Origin of the sequence: Thiorhodospira sibirica ATCC 700588 (genome assembly GCF_000227725.2) — a bacterium.
GTDB classification, from domain to species: Bacteria; Pseudomonadota; Gammaproteobacteria; order Ectothiorhodospirales; family Ectothiorhodospiraceae; genus Thiorhodospira; species Thiorhodospira sibirica.
In genome coordinates this window covers 1,002,582-1,019,341 of sequence record NZ_MU255056.1, presented here as the reverse complement: position 1 = coordinate 1,019,341, position 16,760 = coordinate 1,002,582, and the positions used below count along the sequence as shown (strand labels likewise).

The following is a 16,760-nucleotide window of genomic DNA, read 5'->3' as shown; positions in this document are numbered from 1 at the left end:
TGTACTCGGCTGATCGGGATACGGGGTTTCCTGTTCATCCCGACCAGCAAACATCATGCGAAGCCTGCGCTGCGGCTGCGTTGCCGAGTGCAACTCGGCGCTCCCAGTGGCGGCATCATCTTGATGTCGCACAAAGCGGCACCTGTAAGGTGCCGCCACGCCACGGGATGACAAAAAACAATGCCAGGACGCGAGCGCCACTGCAGGGAGCGCCCGACACATAACCTCAAATTCGCTGGATTAAGTGCCGTGAGCAAAGATCCCCGTTACAAACACGCCAAGCAAGTCCTTAAAGATCATGATTTCAATGGGGCCCTGGCGGATATCGACACCGGTGATTTAAGCATCGACATCTTACTCGAAGAGCTGCACATTTATCATGCCGAGTTGCGCGTACAAAACGAGGCGCTCAAGGAAAGCCAGCAGACCCTGGAGCGCGCGCTGGAGCGCTTCACCCGCTTTTACCATCACCTGCCCATCCCCACGTTGGTGATTGATCGCAACGGTTTTTTGCACGATGCCAATGCCGCCGCAATGCGCCTGATTCCGGTGGGACGCAAACTGTTTCGCCATCTGGCCCATCCAACCCAACAGCATATTTTGCAAAGCGCGCTGGAATCGGCCAACATCCTTGGCTCGGCCAGCTGCACAGAGATTGATTTTATCGGCTCCAAACGGCGGCGTCTGATTGTCAATATCACCTTGATCCGCATCCCGGATCAAGACAGCGATAGCGACGCCTTTTTGTGCAACATCATCGACCAAACCACCTACATCCAGCAAAACAAGGCGCTCAAAATCGCCGAGGAAAATTACCGCATCGTCGCGGATTTTGCCCCGGACTGGGCCTACTGGATGGGGCCGGATAACCGCTTTCATTATATCTCCCCCTCCTGCGAGCGCATCACCGGCTATCGCGCCTGCGATTTTATGGCCGACCCCAAGCTTTTGGAGCGCATCATCCACCCCGATGACCGCGAACGCTACCGCCAGCATCGCCACCAAGGCGAAGACGCCGGGCAAAGCCTGCTGACCTTTCGCATTCAGACCAAAGACGGCCAGATTCGCTATATCGAGCATGACTGTCGCGTGGTCTATGGGCATAACGGCAGCTATCTCGGTCATCGCGGCACCAATCGCGACATCACGGCCAAGCACGAAGTAGAACAGACGTTGTCTTATCAACTCGCCTTGCAACGCCTGATTGCCGAATGTTCCACCTTAAGTATCAACGCAGCGGCGCAGGATATTGATGACGCCATTGGGCAGATTCTGGAAAAAAGTGGCCGGTTTTTGCAGGTGGATCGGGCCTATGTTTTTGAGTTTTCAGACGATGACACCCAGATGAGCAACACCCATGAGTGGTGTCTTAACGGGGTGCAGCCCTTTATCGCAGAAAACCAGAATATTCCGGTAGACAGCCTGCCCTGGTGGAGTGAGCGTATTCGGCGCGGCGAGATCATCCGGCTCAATCAGCTTGATGATCTGCCGACCCAGGCCAAAGCCGAGCGGCGCGAATTTTCCCGCCAGGATATCGTCTCCTTGCTGAGCATCCCTTTGCTGGCCCAGCAGCACCTGATTGGCTTTTTAGGCTTTGATGCGGTGACCCAGCGCCATGAATGGGATGCCCTGGATATGGATATGGTCAAGCTGATTGGCGAGATCATTGCAGGGGCCATTATCCGCCAGCGTGCCGAGATCACCCTGCGGCGCAGCGAAGCACGCTATCGCCACGTCAGCGCCATTAGCAGTGATGTCGCCTATTCGTGTACCGCGCACCCTGGCCAGCGCTTTCAACTGGAATGGATCACCGAAACCATCTCCTTGCTTACGGGCTACACCCGCGAGGAGATGATGGCCAACGGCTGCTGGCGCTGTCTGGTCCACGAAGAAGATCTGGTGCTGTTTGATGAAAAAGTCGGTTTGCTGGAACCCGGCGTGTGTGGCGAGGCCGAGTTGCGCCTGTTACACAAAGAGGGCCTGATTCGCTGGGTACGCAGCAGTGCGCAATGCGTGCTGGATGAAGGTCCAATGCCGATAGCGCGCATCTATGGCGCCCTGGTGGACATCACCGAGCAAAAGATTCAGGAAGCCGAGGCCACCCGCCTGGCACAAGTGGTTGAACAAAGCGCCAGCATTGTGCTGATCACCGATGTCCATGGCATGATCGAATATGTCAACCGGCGCTTTTGCCAAGTCACCGGCTATATGCGTCACGAGGCAGAGGGGCGCTCGATTGACTACTTTTATCCTGATAATAAAGAGCACGCCATCATCCATACCTTATGGGAAACCGTACACCAAGGCGAAACCTGGAAAGGTGAACTGCGCGGCCATAAGAAAAATGGTGAGCTTTATTGGGAACAGGCGCTGGTCAGCCCGATTCGTGACGCACACGGCGAGGTGGTGCACTATGCCAAGATGGGCGAAGACATCACCGACAAAAAAGGCCTGCATGAACAACTGGCCTATTTAACCCATCATGACGTGCTCACCGGCCTGCCCAATCGCATCTTGGTCGCCGAGCGCATTGATTTTGAAATCCTCACCTGCGAGCGGGAAAAACGCTGTCTGGCGGTACTCTCCCTCGATCTGGATAACTTCAAAGTCTTTAATGACTCACTCGGCCATGCCACCGGGGATTTTTTACTGCGCGAGGTCGCCAAGCGGCTGCGCGCCACCTTGCGCGAGCAAGACACATTGGCCCGCTTTGGCGGCGACACCTTCCTGCTATTACTCACAGACCTCAAACAGGCCCAGGACGCCGGGCGCGTGGCGGCCAAGATTATGCGCGCCTTCAGCAAGCCGTTTTTTGTCGATGATCAGGCACTCAGCGTCACCGCCAGCATCGGCATCGCCCTGTATCCCGACGATGCCCACACCAGCGAAGATCTCATCCTCTATGCCGATACCGCCATGCACCGCGCCAAGGAGGATGGCCGCCAGCGCTACCAATTCTACACCACCGCACTCAACGACCAACTGCGCCAGCGCCTGCAACTCGAACAATCCATGCGCGAGGGCATCTCACGCGGCGAATTCATCCTGCACTACCAGCCGCGCATCGACCTCAACGACGGACGCATTCTCAGCCTTGAAGCTCTGGTACGCTGGCAACATCCGGAATGGGGGCTGGTCTCGCCGGGGCGCTTCATTCCCGTGGCCGAACAAACCGGCCTGATTCTCAAACTCGGGCCAGAAGTCTTGCGCATGGCCTGCGAGCAGCTCAAACGCTGGTGCAAACAGGGACTGCCCATCGTACCCATTGCAGTCAACCTCTCCGCCCATGAGCTATATCAGGAAATGGCGGTGGAAAACATCGCCGGCACGGTGCAAAGCATTGGCATCGACCCCCGCTATATCGAATTTGAAGTGACCGAAAGCGCCGCCATGCGCTCCATCGAGCGCTCCATCAGCGTACTCAGCAAACTGCGATCCTATGGCTTCCACCTCTCCATTGACGATTTTGGCACCGGCTATGCCTCCTTGAATTACCTCAGCCGCCTGCCGGTACATGTGCTCAAAATCGATCAATCCTTCCTCGCCGCGCTCATGTCGGGTAGCGAAAACTACACACAAACCGCCGCCATCATCAACGCCATCATCGGCCTGGGCCATAATCTGGGTATGGAAGTCATTGCCGAAGGCGTAGAAACCGTCTCACAGCGTGACTTTTTGCTCAAACACGAATGCTATATCGCCCAAGGCTACCTGTTCAGCCGCCCCCTCCCCGTCGCCGAGATAGAACCCCTCTTGCGCAAAGGCTATACCCAAGCGCCTGCCGATAGCGCATAACCCCGGGAGCGCAGCGCCTGGGAGTGCCGAGCCCCAGCTCGGCATAAACACATAGCGGCATCTGGAAGATGCCGCTACATTTTCGTGCAGCGGACTCAATCCGCCAAGCCAAGCTCACGCTCCACATCATTCAAGCTATGCGTTTTCATTCATCCCCGGCGAATCACCGCTTTTTCGGTCAGTGTCGCCCCGTTTTTCTGGTGAATCGCCCTGTGAAACGACGATTCGGCCCATGTCGGGCGTCAGAAGGCCTTAACTCCGGCCTTCCGGAAATACACCCGCCGCTTGAGGGTGTCGCAGGCGGCCATCATCGTCATTGCAAAATTTGCGCGTGCCCTTCCTCTGGATAGCCGTGCGCCTTGAGCCAGTTCTCCCGATCTGTGCGGGGTAGCCCTGATCGGCGCGGTCAAGAAGCTGATATTGCCTAGGTGTAAGCTCTGTTCGTCCGAGAGGGTGTACAGCCGCTTCAATACCAGGATGCGCACCATCGTCTCCGTCAGATACGGCGGATGACCGCCTTGCGAACTCAGCGGACGCGGTGCTACCTGATCGACTTTCTCGGTCAGCACCGCAACATCGATGTACGACGCAATCTCGACCTGCGGATCCCCCAAGGCGTCGATCTTCTTGCGGTGCTGCTCGTCAGCGAACAGGTCTGTCTTGAGGGCTGTGCGTTTTTCATGGGTATCGGCTGTGGCAGGTTTCACTACGATGTCATTTTATCACTCACGAGGTGCCGAGGTTTTTCGAGGTGCCCCAAACCGCTTGATTGCAACATCGTGATTCAGCCGCGAGGTGCGCGGCCGCTCGGCTGTTTTTCAACGCCACCGTGATTTGCTTGCGTCGGTTTGAATGGCTGACAGCGGGAATTGCTGATGACAAAGCCTGATGGTATCTTGAGAGGAAAGGATTTTGTTATGATGCGGCACCTTCTAAAGTTTCTTAAATTACCTGACAACATGACGCAGCATGCACAATAAAACCATTGCCCAACTCAGCGCCGGGCTAGCGCGCGGTGAATTTTCCAGTGTCGAGCTGACGCAGAGCTATCTGGAGCGCATTAAGCGGCTGGATGTTCAGCTCAATAGCTTTATTACCCAGACCGGGGACTTGGCCCTGGAAGCGGCCAGGGCGGCGGATGCCCGGCGGGCCAAGGGCGAGGCTGGGCCATTGACCGGCATTCCCATCGCGCATAAAGACATCTTCTGTACGCAGGGCGTGAAAACCAGTTGCGCCTCGAAGATGCTGGATAATTTTATCTCACCGTATAACGCCACGGTGATTGAGCGTTTTGCGGCGGCGGGTTGCCCGATGCTGGGGAAAACCAATATGGATGAGTTCGCGATGGGCTCATCGAATGAAACCAGTGTTTATGGGCCGGTAAAAAATCCCTGGGATCTTCAGCGCGTGCCGGGGGGCTCATCCGGCGGTTCTGCTGCTGCCGTGGCGGCGCGTCTGGCGCCAGCGGCTACCGGAACGGATACCGGCGGCTCGATTCGTCAGCCGGCGGCTTTGACCGGGATTACGGGCATCAAGCCGACGTATGGTCGGGTGTCGCGCTTTGGCATGATTGCCTTTGCTTCCAGTCTGGATCAGGCCGGGCCGATGGCGCACACGGCGCAAGATTGCGCTTTGTTGCTCAATGTGATGGCAGGCTTTGATCCACGCGATTCCACCTGTGTGGATCAGCCGGTGCCGGATTACACCGCGACGCTGGATCAGCCCTTGAAGGGGCTGAAAATCGGCCTGCCCAAGGAATTTTTTGCCGAAGGCATGGAGCCGGAGGTGGCCGCCGTTATTGAGGCCGCAGTTGCACAATACCGGCAACTGGGTGCCATCTGCGTAGACATCAGCTTGCCTAATTCGGGGCTGTCAGTTCCAGCTTATTATGTGGTCGCGCCGGCGGAATGTTCTTCCAATCTGGCGCGTTTTGACGGGGTGCGCTATGGCTATCGCTGCGCACAGCCCAAGGATTTGCTGGATCTGTATACCCGCTCGCGGGGCGAGGGCTTTGGTGCAGAGGTCAAGCGGCGCATTATGGTTGGCACCTATGCGCTTTCGGCAGGCTATTACGATGCCTATTATCTCAAGGCGCAAAAGGTGCGCCGTCTGATTGCCGATGATTTCAAGCGCGCCTTCAGTGAGGTGGACATTATTCTAGGCCCGACGACGCCAACCACGGCGTTTAAACTGGGAGAAAAAACCGACGATCCGGTGACCATGTATCTGTCCGATATTTATACCATCGCGGTCAATCTTGCTGGATTGCCGGGGCTGTCCATGCCTGCCGGGTTTGCCCAAGGCTTGCCGGTGGGCGTGCAGTTGATTGGTTCATATTTCGATGAAGCGCGGCTGCTTAACGCCGCCCACCAGTATCAGCAACACACTGATTGGCACACGCGCCTACCAACGGGTTTTGAGGGTTGAATTCAGTTATGCAATGGGAAACGGTCATCGGGCTTGAGATTCATGCCCAACTTGCCACACGCAGCAAAATTTTCTCCGGGGCCTCGACCGCCTATGGCGCTGAACCGAATGCCCAAGCCTGCGCGATTGATCTGGGGCTGCCAGGCGTGTTGCCGGTGCTCAATGCCGAAGCGGTGCGCATGGCGGTGAAGTTTGGTCTGGCCATTGATGCTCGCATTGCGCCGCTGTCGGTGTTTGCGCGTAAAAATTATTTTTACCCCGATCTGCCCAAGGGCTACCAGATCTCGCAATATGAGCTGCCGGTGGTGCAACAAGGGACGCTGGACATTGAGCTGGAAGACGGGGTGTGCAAAACCATCGGCATCACCCGGGCGCATCTGGAAGAAGACGCCGGCAAAAGCCTGCACGAGGATTTTCACGGCATGAGCGGCATTGATCTCAACCGTGCCGGAACGCCGTTGTTGGAGATTGTCTCAGAACCCGATCTGCGCTCGGCCAAGGAAGCAGTGGCGTATATGAAAAAGCTGCATGCCCTGGTGCGCTATCTGGAAATTTGCGATGGCAATATGCAGGAAGGCTCCTTTCGGTGTGATGCCAATGTCTCGGTGCGACCGCTGGGCAGCGAAAAACTGGGCACGCGGGCGGAAATCAAAAATCTCAACTCCTTTCGCTTTGTGGAACGGGCGATCAACTACGAGATTGAGCGTCAGATTGCGCTTTTGGAAAGCGGTGGCGCGGTGGTGCAGGAAACCCGGCTGTTTGATCCGGATAAAGGGGAAACCCGTTCGATGCGCTCCAAGGAAGAGGCCAATGACTACCGCTATTTCCCCGATCCCGATCTGTTGCAGCTGGAGATTGACAGCGGCCTGATTGAACAGATGCGTGCAGACTTGCCGGAACTCCCGGATGCCAAGCGCCAGCGCTTTATCAAGGAATATACCCTATCTGCCTATGACGCCGGGGTACTCACCGCCACACGCGAGCTGGCGGATTTTTATGAGGCAGTGGTCAAGGCCGCTCAGGGAGAGCCCAAACTGGTGGCCAACTGGGTGATGGGTGATTTCTCCGCCGCTCTTAATCGGGATAATCTCGACATTGCGCAAAGCCCGGTGTCGGCGGTCGCCCTGGCGGCGCTGTTGAATCGCATCACCGACAACACCATCTCCGGCAAGATTGCCAAAGAGGTCTTTGAGGCGATGTGGGCCGGTGAAGGCGAGGCCGATGCCGTCATTGAACGCAAGGGGCTGGTACAGATCACCGATACCAGTGCCATCAGCAAGGTCATTGATGAGGTGATTGCCGCCAATCCGACACAACTGGCGCAATACCGCAGCGGTAAAGACAAGCTGTTTGGCTTTTTTGTCGGTCAGGTGATGAAGCAGACTCAGGGCAAGGCCAATCCGGCACAGGTCAATGATTTGCTGAAAGCCAAACTGGCCGAGGATTAAGCGGTTGATGGAGCGTCACGCACCCGCGTGGCCGTGTGTTGCCGGGTGAGTTGCCCGGCGTTCCATAGGGTTTTTGGTGTGCGTGGTGTCCAGGCCGAGCATTAAATCATGCGATTCCAGCCGGGTTCGCCTCGCCGATGGGCTCTTGATCGCCATGGCTGTGCTGTGCGTGCTGAGCAGTTATCTGCTACTCTGGCGTCCTGGCAGTGGTGAGTCCTTGCAGGCGCGCATCATCACCGCCGACCGCGAGTTTGCCCGCCTGGCGCTGGATCAGCCGCAATTTCTGGAGGTGCCTGGCCCGGCGGGCATCACCTTGGTGGAAGTGCGAGAAGGCGCGGTTCGTTGTGTCAATTCGCCGGGTATTCAAGGCATTTGCCAGCGCAGCGGTTGGCTACGCGAGCCTGGGGATACCGCCATCAGTCTCCCCAACCGTATCATCATCGAAATCATCAGCACCGAACACGCATTTGATTCCATTCATTTTTAACCGCTCAAGGCCTGATCTTGATGTCGCTGCCAGAAAGCGAGGGCTGCAAGCCGCCGCCACCTCTGCCGCTCTGGCGAGCGGTAATTTATTAAGGTGTGCAATCATCGACTTGTTTCGTGATTGAACGCCTGATATTTTTAGCGCGCTCAGGTGCCTGCAAGGGATTGACCTGGGGCTGCTGGCACAAAGGCACCGCGCCTGCATCAATTTTGTGATGTTGCACAAAAACTTAACAAGAACTTAAATAGGGTTTTCAGGTCAATCTCAAGAGGTCGCCTGGAGGCACCCTTGTAGGGGGATGCCCGCATGGGCAAAAGCGTTACAGACGAGGAGTTGGTCAGGCGTGTGCAGGCCGGTGACAAGGCCGCGTTCAACGCGCTGGTGCTCAAATATCAACACAAGATTGTGAATCTTGTCTCGCGTTATGTACATGATCCTGCCTTATCCTTTGATGTCGCCCAGGAGGCTTTCATTAAAGCCTATCGTGGGCTGCATAACTTTCGCGGCGAAAGCGCATTTTATACCTGGCTCTATCGCATTGCGATCAATACTGCGAAAAACCATATTGTTTCCGAAAGCCGTCGCAATCCAGACATCAGTATTGATGCCCAGGATGCCGAACAAATCGGCGGCGAATCTGCCTTAAAGGAGTATGCCACGCCAGAGGCTGAGTTATTGTCTTCTGAAATTCAGGCCACGGTGCAAAAGGCCGTAGAGTCTTTGCCCGATGACCTTAGAACAGCGATTATATTGCGGGAGCTAGAGGGGATGAGTTATGAAGAGATTGCACAAGCCATGAATTGCCCGATTGGTACGGTGCGCTCACGCATCTTTAGAGCCCGTGAAGCGATTGATAAAAGCTTGAAAGCCTTAAATATGGATTAAGCTCTGCGTTTTTATGCCGGGCTGTTGTCCGGCGTTCCATATCTTGATCTTGGCGGACAAACACGTTGTTACTGCGTCGGCAGGTTTTTTGTCAATCGTCTAACTGTGTATCTCAACACTGATACGAGGCATTTTGTGATGAATGTGAGTAAGAATGAACGCTTTTCTGCGATGGCCGATGACGAAACTCAAGGCTTTGAATTGCGACGCCTAAGTGATGAGTTATTGCAAACGCCTGAGGATCTGCAACGCTGGGAGCGTTATCACTTGATCGGTGATGCCATGCGTGGGCACCTGGCGCCACAGCTTGATCAGCACTTTGCGCAAGGGATTATGGCGCAGCTTGAGCAGGAACCATCGATTCAGGCTGCACCGCAGCGCTCGCGCCTGCGTCACGCCAAACCGGTGCTTGGTTTTGGCATGGCCGCTGCCGTTGCCGTTGCCGTACTCGTGGGCTTGCAGAATCTGGTGGACGGCCAAAACACCTATCCAGTGCTGGGGCCCGGAATGGCCGTACAAACCCCCGAGCAACAGAATATCGTACCGGTATTTATGACCGCCTCGCCCAACCCCTTTGAAGTCTCCCCCCCTGTATTTCATCCCAACGACGCCCGCTTTAATGCCTACATCATCAACCACGCCGAACACGCTGGCGGGCGTGGCATCATGCCGTATGTGCGCGTGGTGGGCTATGCACAGCCAGGCGAGTAACCATGCGGCGTAAATCCGGTTATCTTTTACTGGCCTATCTGCTGCTCGCCCAGGCAGCGGTTGTGGCCAGTGAACCAAGCGCCGATGAGCTGCTGCAAAAGATGATTCACGCCGTTGAGTTTCTCAACTATGAAGGCACCTTCATCTATCGGCATGGGGATAAGCTGGAAACCATGCAGATTCTCCATGCGCGTGATGAACGCGGGCAACGCGAGCATTTGCTCAGTCTCACCGGCGAACCGCGCGAGATCATCAAAGATGAACATGTCCTGACCTGTACCCTGTCTGGCAATCACTCGATGATGCTGGAGCCGCGCCGCAAGCGTACTATTCTGCCGGCCTCAATCCCAAGCTATGGCTTGAGCGAGCAAGGCCACTATCAGCTGCAACTGAATGATCGCCATCGGGTGGCCGGTCTGTCGTGTCGTACCCTGTACATCCTGCCCAATGATCCGTACCGCTACGGTCACCGTTTGTGCATTGAAGAGCAGCGCGGGATGCTGCTTAAATCAGAAATTCTTGATCACGCCGGTCAGACCATTGAGCAGGTCATGTTTACCAATATCCATTTCCCCGAGCACATTGCCGATGAACGCTTCAACTCGGTGATGAGCGGGGAGCATCTCACCCGCCACGAAATCAAGACGCAAGGCTATCTGCGTACCGCGCCCGACCCACATTGGCAGATTGGCAATATTCCTGCCGGTTTTCAGATTAAAGCTGTCATGCGCCGCCCGATGGACGCCAGCCCGCAGCCGGTGCAACACCTGGTTTTATACGACGGTCTGGCTTCGATCTCGATTTTCATCGCCCGCGCTGATACCGCAGACGCTCTGTTCATGGGGGCCACACAATCGGGGGCACTCCATGCAGTGGCCGTGGTGCGTGGAGAACATCAGATCACGGTGCTGGGCGAGGTTCCCGAGGCTACCGTACGCATGATTGCCGACTCCATCAGTTATGCGGGTAACCGGGGTGCGCCATGATTGAAGAGCAAGGCTGCGTGATTGCCCTGGAGGATGGCTATGCCTTGGTGCAAACCCAGCGCCGCTCATCGTGCGTGCAGTGTGGCGTCAATCAGGGTTGTGGCACCGGGGTCATTGCCAAATTGGTCGGCCAGCGGGCCACTGAGGTGCGGGCGCTGGATCCTGTGGGCGTCAAACCCGGCGATGCGGTGGTCATCGGCATTGAGGAGTCTGCACTGGTGCAAGGCTCTTTTCTGGTCTATGCCTGGCCGCTGATTGCCATGCTTGTCACAGCGGGCATCGCCCAGTGGCTGTGGGGGCATCTGGGCGACTGGCCAGCAGTCCTGGGCGGACTGCTTGGCATCAGCATAGGCTTTGGCTGGCTGTTCTGGCTGGCCCGCCGCATCCGCAAAAATCCCCACTTTCAACCGGTGATCTTACGCCGCGTGGAAAGTACTATTCCCCTGACCAAGGCTTAACGCCTTGACGGCCGTCGTTTGTTATTGATGCGACAGCGACAATCCGGCGCACCTGTGCAAAGTATCCGTCCCACAGGTTATGCGCCGCGTCGCTCGCATGGTTTGGCACTGGTGGCAGTGCTGTGGGTAGTGACCTTGCTGACGGTGATGGCGGGGAGCTTCAGCTTAACCATCCGCCGTGAGGCCGGGATTGCCTATAACATCGTGCAGGCGACCCAGGCCAGATTGTCGGCTGAGGCCGGGTTGCGATATACCCAGCTACAGCTGGTGCATCCTGATACGAGTCTTCGTTGGCACGCCCGGGCCGAACCGTACCGACTGGCATTGGCGCCAGCAGAGCTTGAAATCACGGTGCGCGACAGTGCCGCCTTGATTGATCTGAATCAAGCGTCTCCTGAGCTGCTGACGGGTCTGTTGCAGACAGCGGGCGGGCTGGACAGGGAACACAGCGAAGGCCTCAGCGCGCATCTATTATTGTGGCGCGGTACGCAAGCAGCCTCACCACTGGCCGATGCGCGTGACTACGCCGCTGCCGGACTGGACTATGGGCCGCGCAATGCCCCCTTTGTCAGTGTTGCGGAATTGCCGTTGGTCTATGGGATGAATCCCGAATTATACCGGCGGCTGGCCCCCTGGCTCACGGTGGACTCATCACGCGCCTACATCAGCCCCTTCTCCGCCCCGCCCGAGGTGTTGCGCGCCCTGCCTGGATTAAGCGACAATGATATTGCACGGTATCTGGAGGCGCGTGCTCACAGCAATGAGCCGACCACTGGCCTGAATCTGCTGGCTCCCGCCGCCAATGATGTGGGCGGTTTAACGCCCAGCGCCTATACCGTAGAGATCACCGCCACCCTGTTATCCGGTGTCCAGACCACCCTTCGCGCCAGTTTTACGCGTGACGCCCTATCGTTTACTGCCGATTTTGGCGCTTTATCCAGCTACGACCAACGTATTTACTAACTCATGGCTACAACCCGCCTGTTTTTTTGGACGCTTGACCTGGATGCGCTCAAGCGGACAGCACTCTATTATGGGCGCTGGTGGCGCAATCAGCTCATCACCTTTCTCCCGGCGGCCTGGCAAAAACACTGGGCCTTGGCAGACGATACGCTGTATCTTTATCTGCACGCCGAGGATCATGCCGCACAGATAGACCTTCAGGGTACGCGACGGTCGCTGGATCTCACCTCCTCTCAAAGCCTGCTGCATGACTATCAGCACACCGTCCAGGCGCATTATCCGCACGCCCGCCTGAGCGTGGTTTTGCCCAAATCCTTGGTCTTGAGCAAAACACTGTACCTGCCTGCGGCGGCTCGCGAAAATCTGGCCCAGGTGATGGCCTTTGAACTGGAACGGCAAAGCCCCTTTCCAGCGGATCAGGTGTGCTATGGCTACCGTATTCTGGACAAGCGCACCGCCAGCGGCAAGCTGCATCTGCGCCTGAGTCTGCTGCCCAAATCCGTGCAGGAGCGCCTGCTCAAGCCCTTTGCCGAGGCAGGCTTGCATCCGTTGACGGTGGTATGTCCGCATGACCCCGCCATCGACTTAACCCCCGCCTGGGCACAGCAGGCCAAGCGGAAAGGCGGCGCCCACCGTGGACTGTTGTTTGGCGCGCTGCTGCTGGGATTGCTGGGAGCCATCGTGCTGACCCCCATTTGGCAGATGCGCGCCCTGGTGATTGAGCTGCAAAGCTACGAACAGGGCCTGCGGCGTCAAGCGGTGGCGGTGAGCGATTTACAAATGCGTAAGGAACAGTTGGACAGCACCTTGCATCACCTGGCGGCCCGGCGTCCAATGGATGGCTTTGTGAGCCAGCATCTGGAAGAGCTGGCGCAGTTGCTTCCTGATGAAGTTTGGTTACAATCTCTGCGCATCACCGCGACCGCGCTGGAATTGCAAGGCCTGGCAGATAACGCAACCCGTTTGATTGAGATTCTTGATGCCTCGGTCTTGTTTGACGGGGTGAGTTTTCGCGCCCCGGTCACGCGGGATCACACCACTGGCATGGAGCGTTTTCAGATCAACATTCAACGACGTACACCCGCGCCGTGAGCCGATTAGCCATTTTTGCGCATGGACATTGAGACACTTTCCCCCGGCCGTCAGCGGATCTTGGCACTGGCTATTTTGATGAGCCTTGTGCTGGCCTTTGGTCTGCTGGTGCTCAAGCCCATCGTTGGCCTGGTCATGCACTATGCCACCGCCATTGAGGATGTCAGCTTTCGCATTGAGCGCCTGAGTGCCCAAGTGGCCCGCGAGCCGGGATTGCGTCACAATGTGGCGGAGCTGGAAGGTCTGTTAAACGCGCAGGGCTGGTATTTTGAGCCGGAAAACCCTTCCTTGATTGCGGCCCGCTTGCAGGAATCGCTCAGCCGCATCCTGCGTACGCACGGCGGCCAGTTAAGCAGCAGCCAGGTGCTGGAACCTCGCGCACAAGATGGCCTGCGTGTCATCGGTTTGCGGCTGCGCATCCTGGCAAACAGTCAGGCGCTGGCAAATATCATCTATGATATCGAAACCGCCATTCCCTTGATGTTTATTGATGATCTCACCATCCGGGCGCTGCCGGCCCCTGCGCACGGCGGCGACTGGCTGGATATTCAACTACAGATCAGCGCCCTGATGCGCACCTGATGGGCAACATGATGCGCTTACCCAGCCCCTTACGCCGCTATACGCTTGCCACCGCATTGCTTGCCCTGCTGGCGTTGCTTGCCGTGGTGTGGAGCCAAAGCCTTTCCTGGCGTGAACAGCGTCTGGCATACTGGCAAACGCTTAGCCCACCCGCCCCTCCGGCGGTGGCGGATCATCCTTTAATGCATCATGCACACCTCACTCAGGCCACCCTGCCGCAGGCGCTGGTTGAACGCCCCCTGTTTAGCGCAAACCGGCGTCCTGCAAGCGCTCACGCGGATGGCGCTAACGCGCAGGATGCCCCGCTGAGTCAATTGATATTAACCAGTATCGTGATGACACCGCATGATTCGGTTGCTTTTTTTTATCGACAGGATCAGGCCAAAACCGTGAAATTACGCCAGGGCGAACGCTTTGGCGCCTGGCAGGTGGCGCAGATTGAGGCCGGACGGGTAATTTTTGCGCAGGCAGAGCGTCGCCATACCCTGGATCTTCAGACTCCCTGGAGCCGTCCATAGCGCCAAAATGTGGCGGCATCATCTTGATCCCGCTTAAAATCACAGCGAACGCAGGATGCGTCCGCCACATGGCCGGCGTCTTCCTGATGCCGCTTATAAAAAAAGCGACGGCTAGAAGCCGCCGCCACGACACAACGGAATTACTTAAGATCACCATGCTCCGTATAAGCTTGAAAAATACACCCATGCTCGTGTGGCTCGCTGTGTTTGTCAGCGTGCTCACAGGCTGTGCCAGCACCCCCCCCAGTCCGTGGAATGCCGATGCACAGTATTGGCCGCAAGCTAGCGAGACCGCTGCGCAAGGTGCGCATGACCCACAGGCCGACAGCACCGCTGCCAGCGCTACGCAAAGCCGCGATGCCAGCACCGAGGTTGCCTTGTATCCGGGTACGGGAACCTTTATTCGCCGTCCGCCACCACCGTCACAGCGTGATACCCGCACCGGTGAGATCAGCCTCAATTTTGAAGATGCTGACTTGCGGGCGGTGACCCGGCATATTCTGGGCGAAATTCTGGGCAAAGCCTATGTGCTCGATCCTGCAGTGCAAGGCCAGGTCAGCCTCAAAACCGACAAACCGCTAACGCCAGAGACCTTGCTATCGGTATTTGAACAGGTTCTGGCGATACATGGAGCCGCCTTGATCGAAGGCGATGGCATTTATCAGATTGTGCCGCGTGATGGAGCACTGCGGGCCTCCCCCGGCTTAGATCGGCAGCGTCCCGGTCTGAGTATTCGCATCATCCCCTTGCGCTATATCGGGGCCCGCGAGATGCAAGGCATCCTCGAACCTCTGCTCTCGGCCCCGGCGGTTTTGCGCGTTGACCCGGTGCGCAATCTGTTAATCCTGAGCGGCACGCGCCAGGAACTTACCCAATGGCAGGACATGATCAACGCCTTTGATGTCAATCTGATGCAAGGCATGTCGGCGGGGCTGTTTACCCTTAAACACATTGACATTGCCAGTGTCACCGCTGCGCTGGAAGGCTTAACCGGGGGCGCTGACTCGCCCTTGGCCGGACTGTTGCGCGTGGTGCCCATTGAGCCGCTCAATGCCGTGCTGCTCATCACCCCACAGCCGGATTACCTCGAAGAGGCCCGCCGCTGGGTGGCCCGCCTGGATCAGGCGCGTCATGTCAATACGCCAAGGCTGTATGTCTATCGCCTGGAAAATGCCGATGCGCAAGAAGTTGCTGCGGTCCTGGGAGAGATTTACGCCCAGGAAAGCCGCAGCACACCCTCTGCACCGCGCCTTGCCCCAGGACAGCGCCCGGTACAGCTCAGTACCGATGGGCAAAGCCAGGACAGCCCTGCCGCAACCCCCACCGCTATCACCACAGTGACTGCGGCAGAGCAAGGGGCAGGATTGGAGGCCACGGTGCGCATTGTCGCCGATGATCGCAATAATGCCTTGCTGATTCTCGCGACACCGACGGATTACGAACTGATGGAAACCGCCATTCGCCAGCTGGATATTCCGGGCCGTCAGGTTCTGGTGGATGCCACCATCATTGAAGTCTCGCTCACGGACGAGCTGCGCTATGGGCTACAATGGTTTTTCCGCGATCATCTGGATGGCTATCGCGGGAGCGGCACCTTTGCAACGGGGGAATCGGCACAACTGGCGCGCAGCTTTCCCGGCTTTAACTACTCCATTGTCGATAGCGCCAATCAGGTGCGGGCGGTTTTAAGCGCTTTAGCACAAGATTCCAGGGTAAATGTGTTATCATCCCCCTCCGTGATGGTGCTGGACAAACACAGCGCGCTGATTCGTGTTGGCGATCAGGTACCGATCCGCTCCACCGAAACCACCAGCGTGGTGACCGACAACCCGTTGACGGTCACCAGCATTGAGTACCGCGATACCGGGGTCAGTCTGGAGGTCACGCCGCGCATCAGCTCAGGCGGGATGGTGGTCCTGGACATTCAGCAAGAAGTCAACGATGTCTCCACCACCACCAGCTCCAGCATCGACTCACCGACCATCAAGCAACGGCTGATCAAAAGCTCGGTTGCCGTACAAAGTGGTGAAACCATCGTGCTGGGGGGACTGATACTGGATTCCAGCGGCCAGAATCAATCCGGCGTGCCCGGCATCCACAAACTGCCGGTGCTGGGCGCACTGTTTGGCGCGACCAGTCGTTCAACGCGGCGCACCGAGCTGGTGGTGTTATTGACCCCGCGTGTGGTTGAAGACACCACCCAGGCCCGTCAGGTTACCGAGGCTTTTCGGCAGCGCCTGCAAGGTTTGGGGAGCCTGTCTCGCCCGGAATAACGCGCAAATGTTGCTTTTAAGTAACAGGTGATGTTTGCGAGATACATTTTACTTGACGCCAGCTATATTATTGGTATGATCTGCCCCTAGGCATCAGGCGAGTCACTGGCACTGAAGCAATTACAGAAAATTTAT

Annotated in this window: 13 protein-coding genes and 1 pseudogene; 13 read left to right on the top strand and 1 reads right to left on the bottom strand. The window is 57.1% G+C overall.

Annotated features, from left to right (window positions below; translation table 11 throughout):
- The first annotated feature begins 249 nt into the window (after window positions 1–249).
- Window positions 250–3,795 carry a bifunctional diguanylate cyclase/phosphodiesterase gene (locus THISIDRAFT_RS04875; RefSeq protein WP_040852000.1) on the top strand — a complete coding sequence of 1,182 codons (3,546 nt, stop codon included), beginning with the start codon at window positions 250–252 and terminating at the stop codon, window positions 3,793–3,795.
- 437 nt (window positions 3,796–4,232) lie between these two features.
- Here THISIDRAFT_RS04875 and THISIDRAFT_RS14670 read toward each other — a convergent pair.
- Window positions 4,233–4,502: pseudogene (locus tag THISIDRAFT_RS14670) on the bottom strand (transposase); the annotation flags it as partial.
- A gap of 262 nt (window positions 4,503–4,764) precedes the next feature.
- On the opposite strand from THISIDRAFT_RS14670, the gene gatA reads away from it, so the two are divergent.
- From gatA to gspD, 12 genes are all read left to right on the top strand, one after another.
- Window positions 4,765–6,222, top strand: coding sequence for an Asp-tRNA(Asn)/Glu-tRNA(Gln) amidotransferase subunit GatA (gene gatA, locus THISIDRAFT_RS04865; protein ID WP_006787155.1), 1,458 nt, complete (start codon window positions 4,765–4,767; stop codon window positions 6,220–6,222).
- 8 nt (window positions 6,223–6,230) lie between these two features.
- Window positions 6,231–7,670 carry an Asp-tRNA(Asn)/Glu-tRNA(Gln) amidotransferase subunit GatB gene (gene gatB, locus THISIDRAFT_RS04860; protein ID WP_006787154.1) on the top strand — a complete coding sequence of 480 codons (1,440 nt, stop codon included), beginning with the start codon at window positions 6,231–6,233 and terminating at the stop codon, window positions 7,668–7,670.
- Between the two features lie 154 nt (window positions 7,671–7,824).
- Window positions 7,825–8,157 (top strand): NusG domain II-containing protein, encoded by a 333-nt coding sequence (locus THISIDRAFT_RS04855; protein ID WP_006787153.1) that lies wholly within the window; start codon window positions 7,825–7,827, stop codon window positions 8,155–8,157.
- A gap of 306 nt (window positions 8,158–8,463) precedes the next feature.
- Window positions 8,464–9,042 carry an RNA polymerase sigma factor RpoE gene (gene rpoE / locus THISIDRAFT_RS04850; RefSeq protein ID WP_006787152.1) on the top strand — a complete coding sequence of 193 codons (579 nt, stop codon included), beginning with the start codon at window positions 8,464–8,466 and terminating at the stop codon, window positions 9,040–9,042.
- Window positions 9,043–9,180: 138 nt separating this feature from the next.
- Window positions 9,181–9,753 (top strand): sigma-E factor negative regulatory protein, encoded by a 573-nt coding sequence (locus tag THISIDRAFT_RS04845; protein ID WP_006787151.1) that lies wholly within the window; start codon window positions 9,181–9,183, stop codon window positions 9,751–9,753.
- A 2-nt stretch (window positions 9,754–9,755) separates the two neighbouring features.
- Window positions 9,756–10,739, top strand: a complete 984-nt coding sequence (locus tag THISIDRAFT_RS04840) for a MucB/RseB C-terminal domain-containing protein (protein WP_006787150.1) — start codon at window positions 9,756–9,758, stop codon at window positions 10,737–10,739.
- The gene (locus THISIDRAFT_RS04835; RefSeq protein WP_006787149.1) at window positions 10,736–11,197 is read left to right on the top strand and encodes a SoxR reducing system RseC family protein; all 462 of its coding nucleotides are present in this window, start codon (window positions 10,736–10,738) and stop codon (window positions 11,195–11,197) included. Before THISIDRAFT_RS04840 ends, THISIDRAFT_RS04835 begins: the two co-directional genes overlap by 4 nt.
- Before the next feature lie 54 nt (window positions 11,198–11,251).
- Window positions 11,252–12,160, top strand: a complete 909-nt coding sequence (locus THISIDRAFT_RS04830; RefSeq protein WP_159098512.1) for a type II secretion system minor pseudopilin — start codon at window positions 11,252–11,254, stop codon at window positions 12,158–12,160.
- A 3-nt stretch (window positions 12,161–12,163) separates the two neighbouring features.
- Complete coding sequence (locus THISIDRAFT_RS04825; protein WP_006787147.1) at window positions 12,164–13,252, top strand: PilN domain-containing protein; 1,089 nt, start codon at window positions 12,164–12,166, stop codon at window positions 13,250–13,252.
- Window positions 13,253–13,273: 21 nt separating this feature from the next.
- On the top strand, window positions 13,274–13,834 hold the full coding sequence (gene gspM / locus THISIDRAFT_RS04820; RefSeq protein WP_006787146.1) for a type II secretion system protein GspM: 561 nt from the start codon (window positions 13,274–13,276) through the stop codon (window positions 13,832–13,834).
- A gap of 8 nt (window positions 13,835–13,842) precedes the next feature.
- Window positions 13,843–14,352: a hypothetical protein gene (locus tag THISIDRAFT_RS04815; protein WP_159098511.1), complete on the top strand. Its 510-nt coding sequence runs from the start codon at window positions 13,843–13,845 to the stop codon at window positions 14,350–14,352.
- A 185-nt stretch (window positions 14,353–14,537) separates the two neighbouring features.
- Entirely contained in the window at window positions 14,538–16,625 is a 2,088-nt protein-coding gene (gene gspD, locus THISIDRAFT_RS04810) for a type II secretion system secretin GspD (protein ID WP_159098510.1), read from the top strand.
- Window positions 16,626–16,760 lie beyond the last annotated feature (135 nt).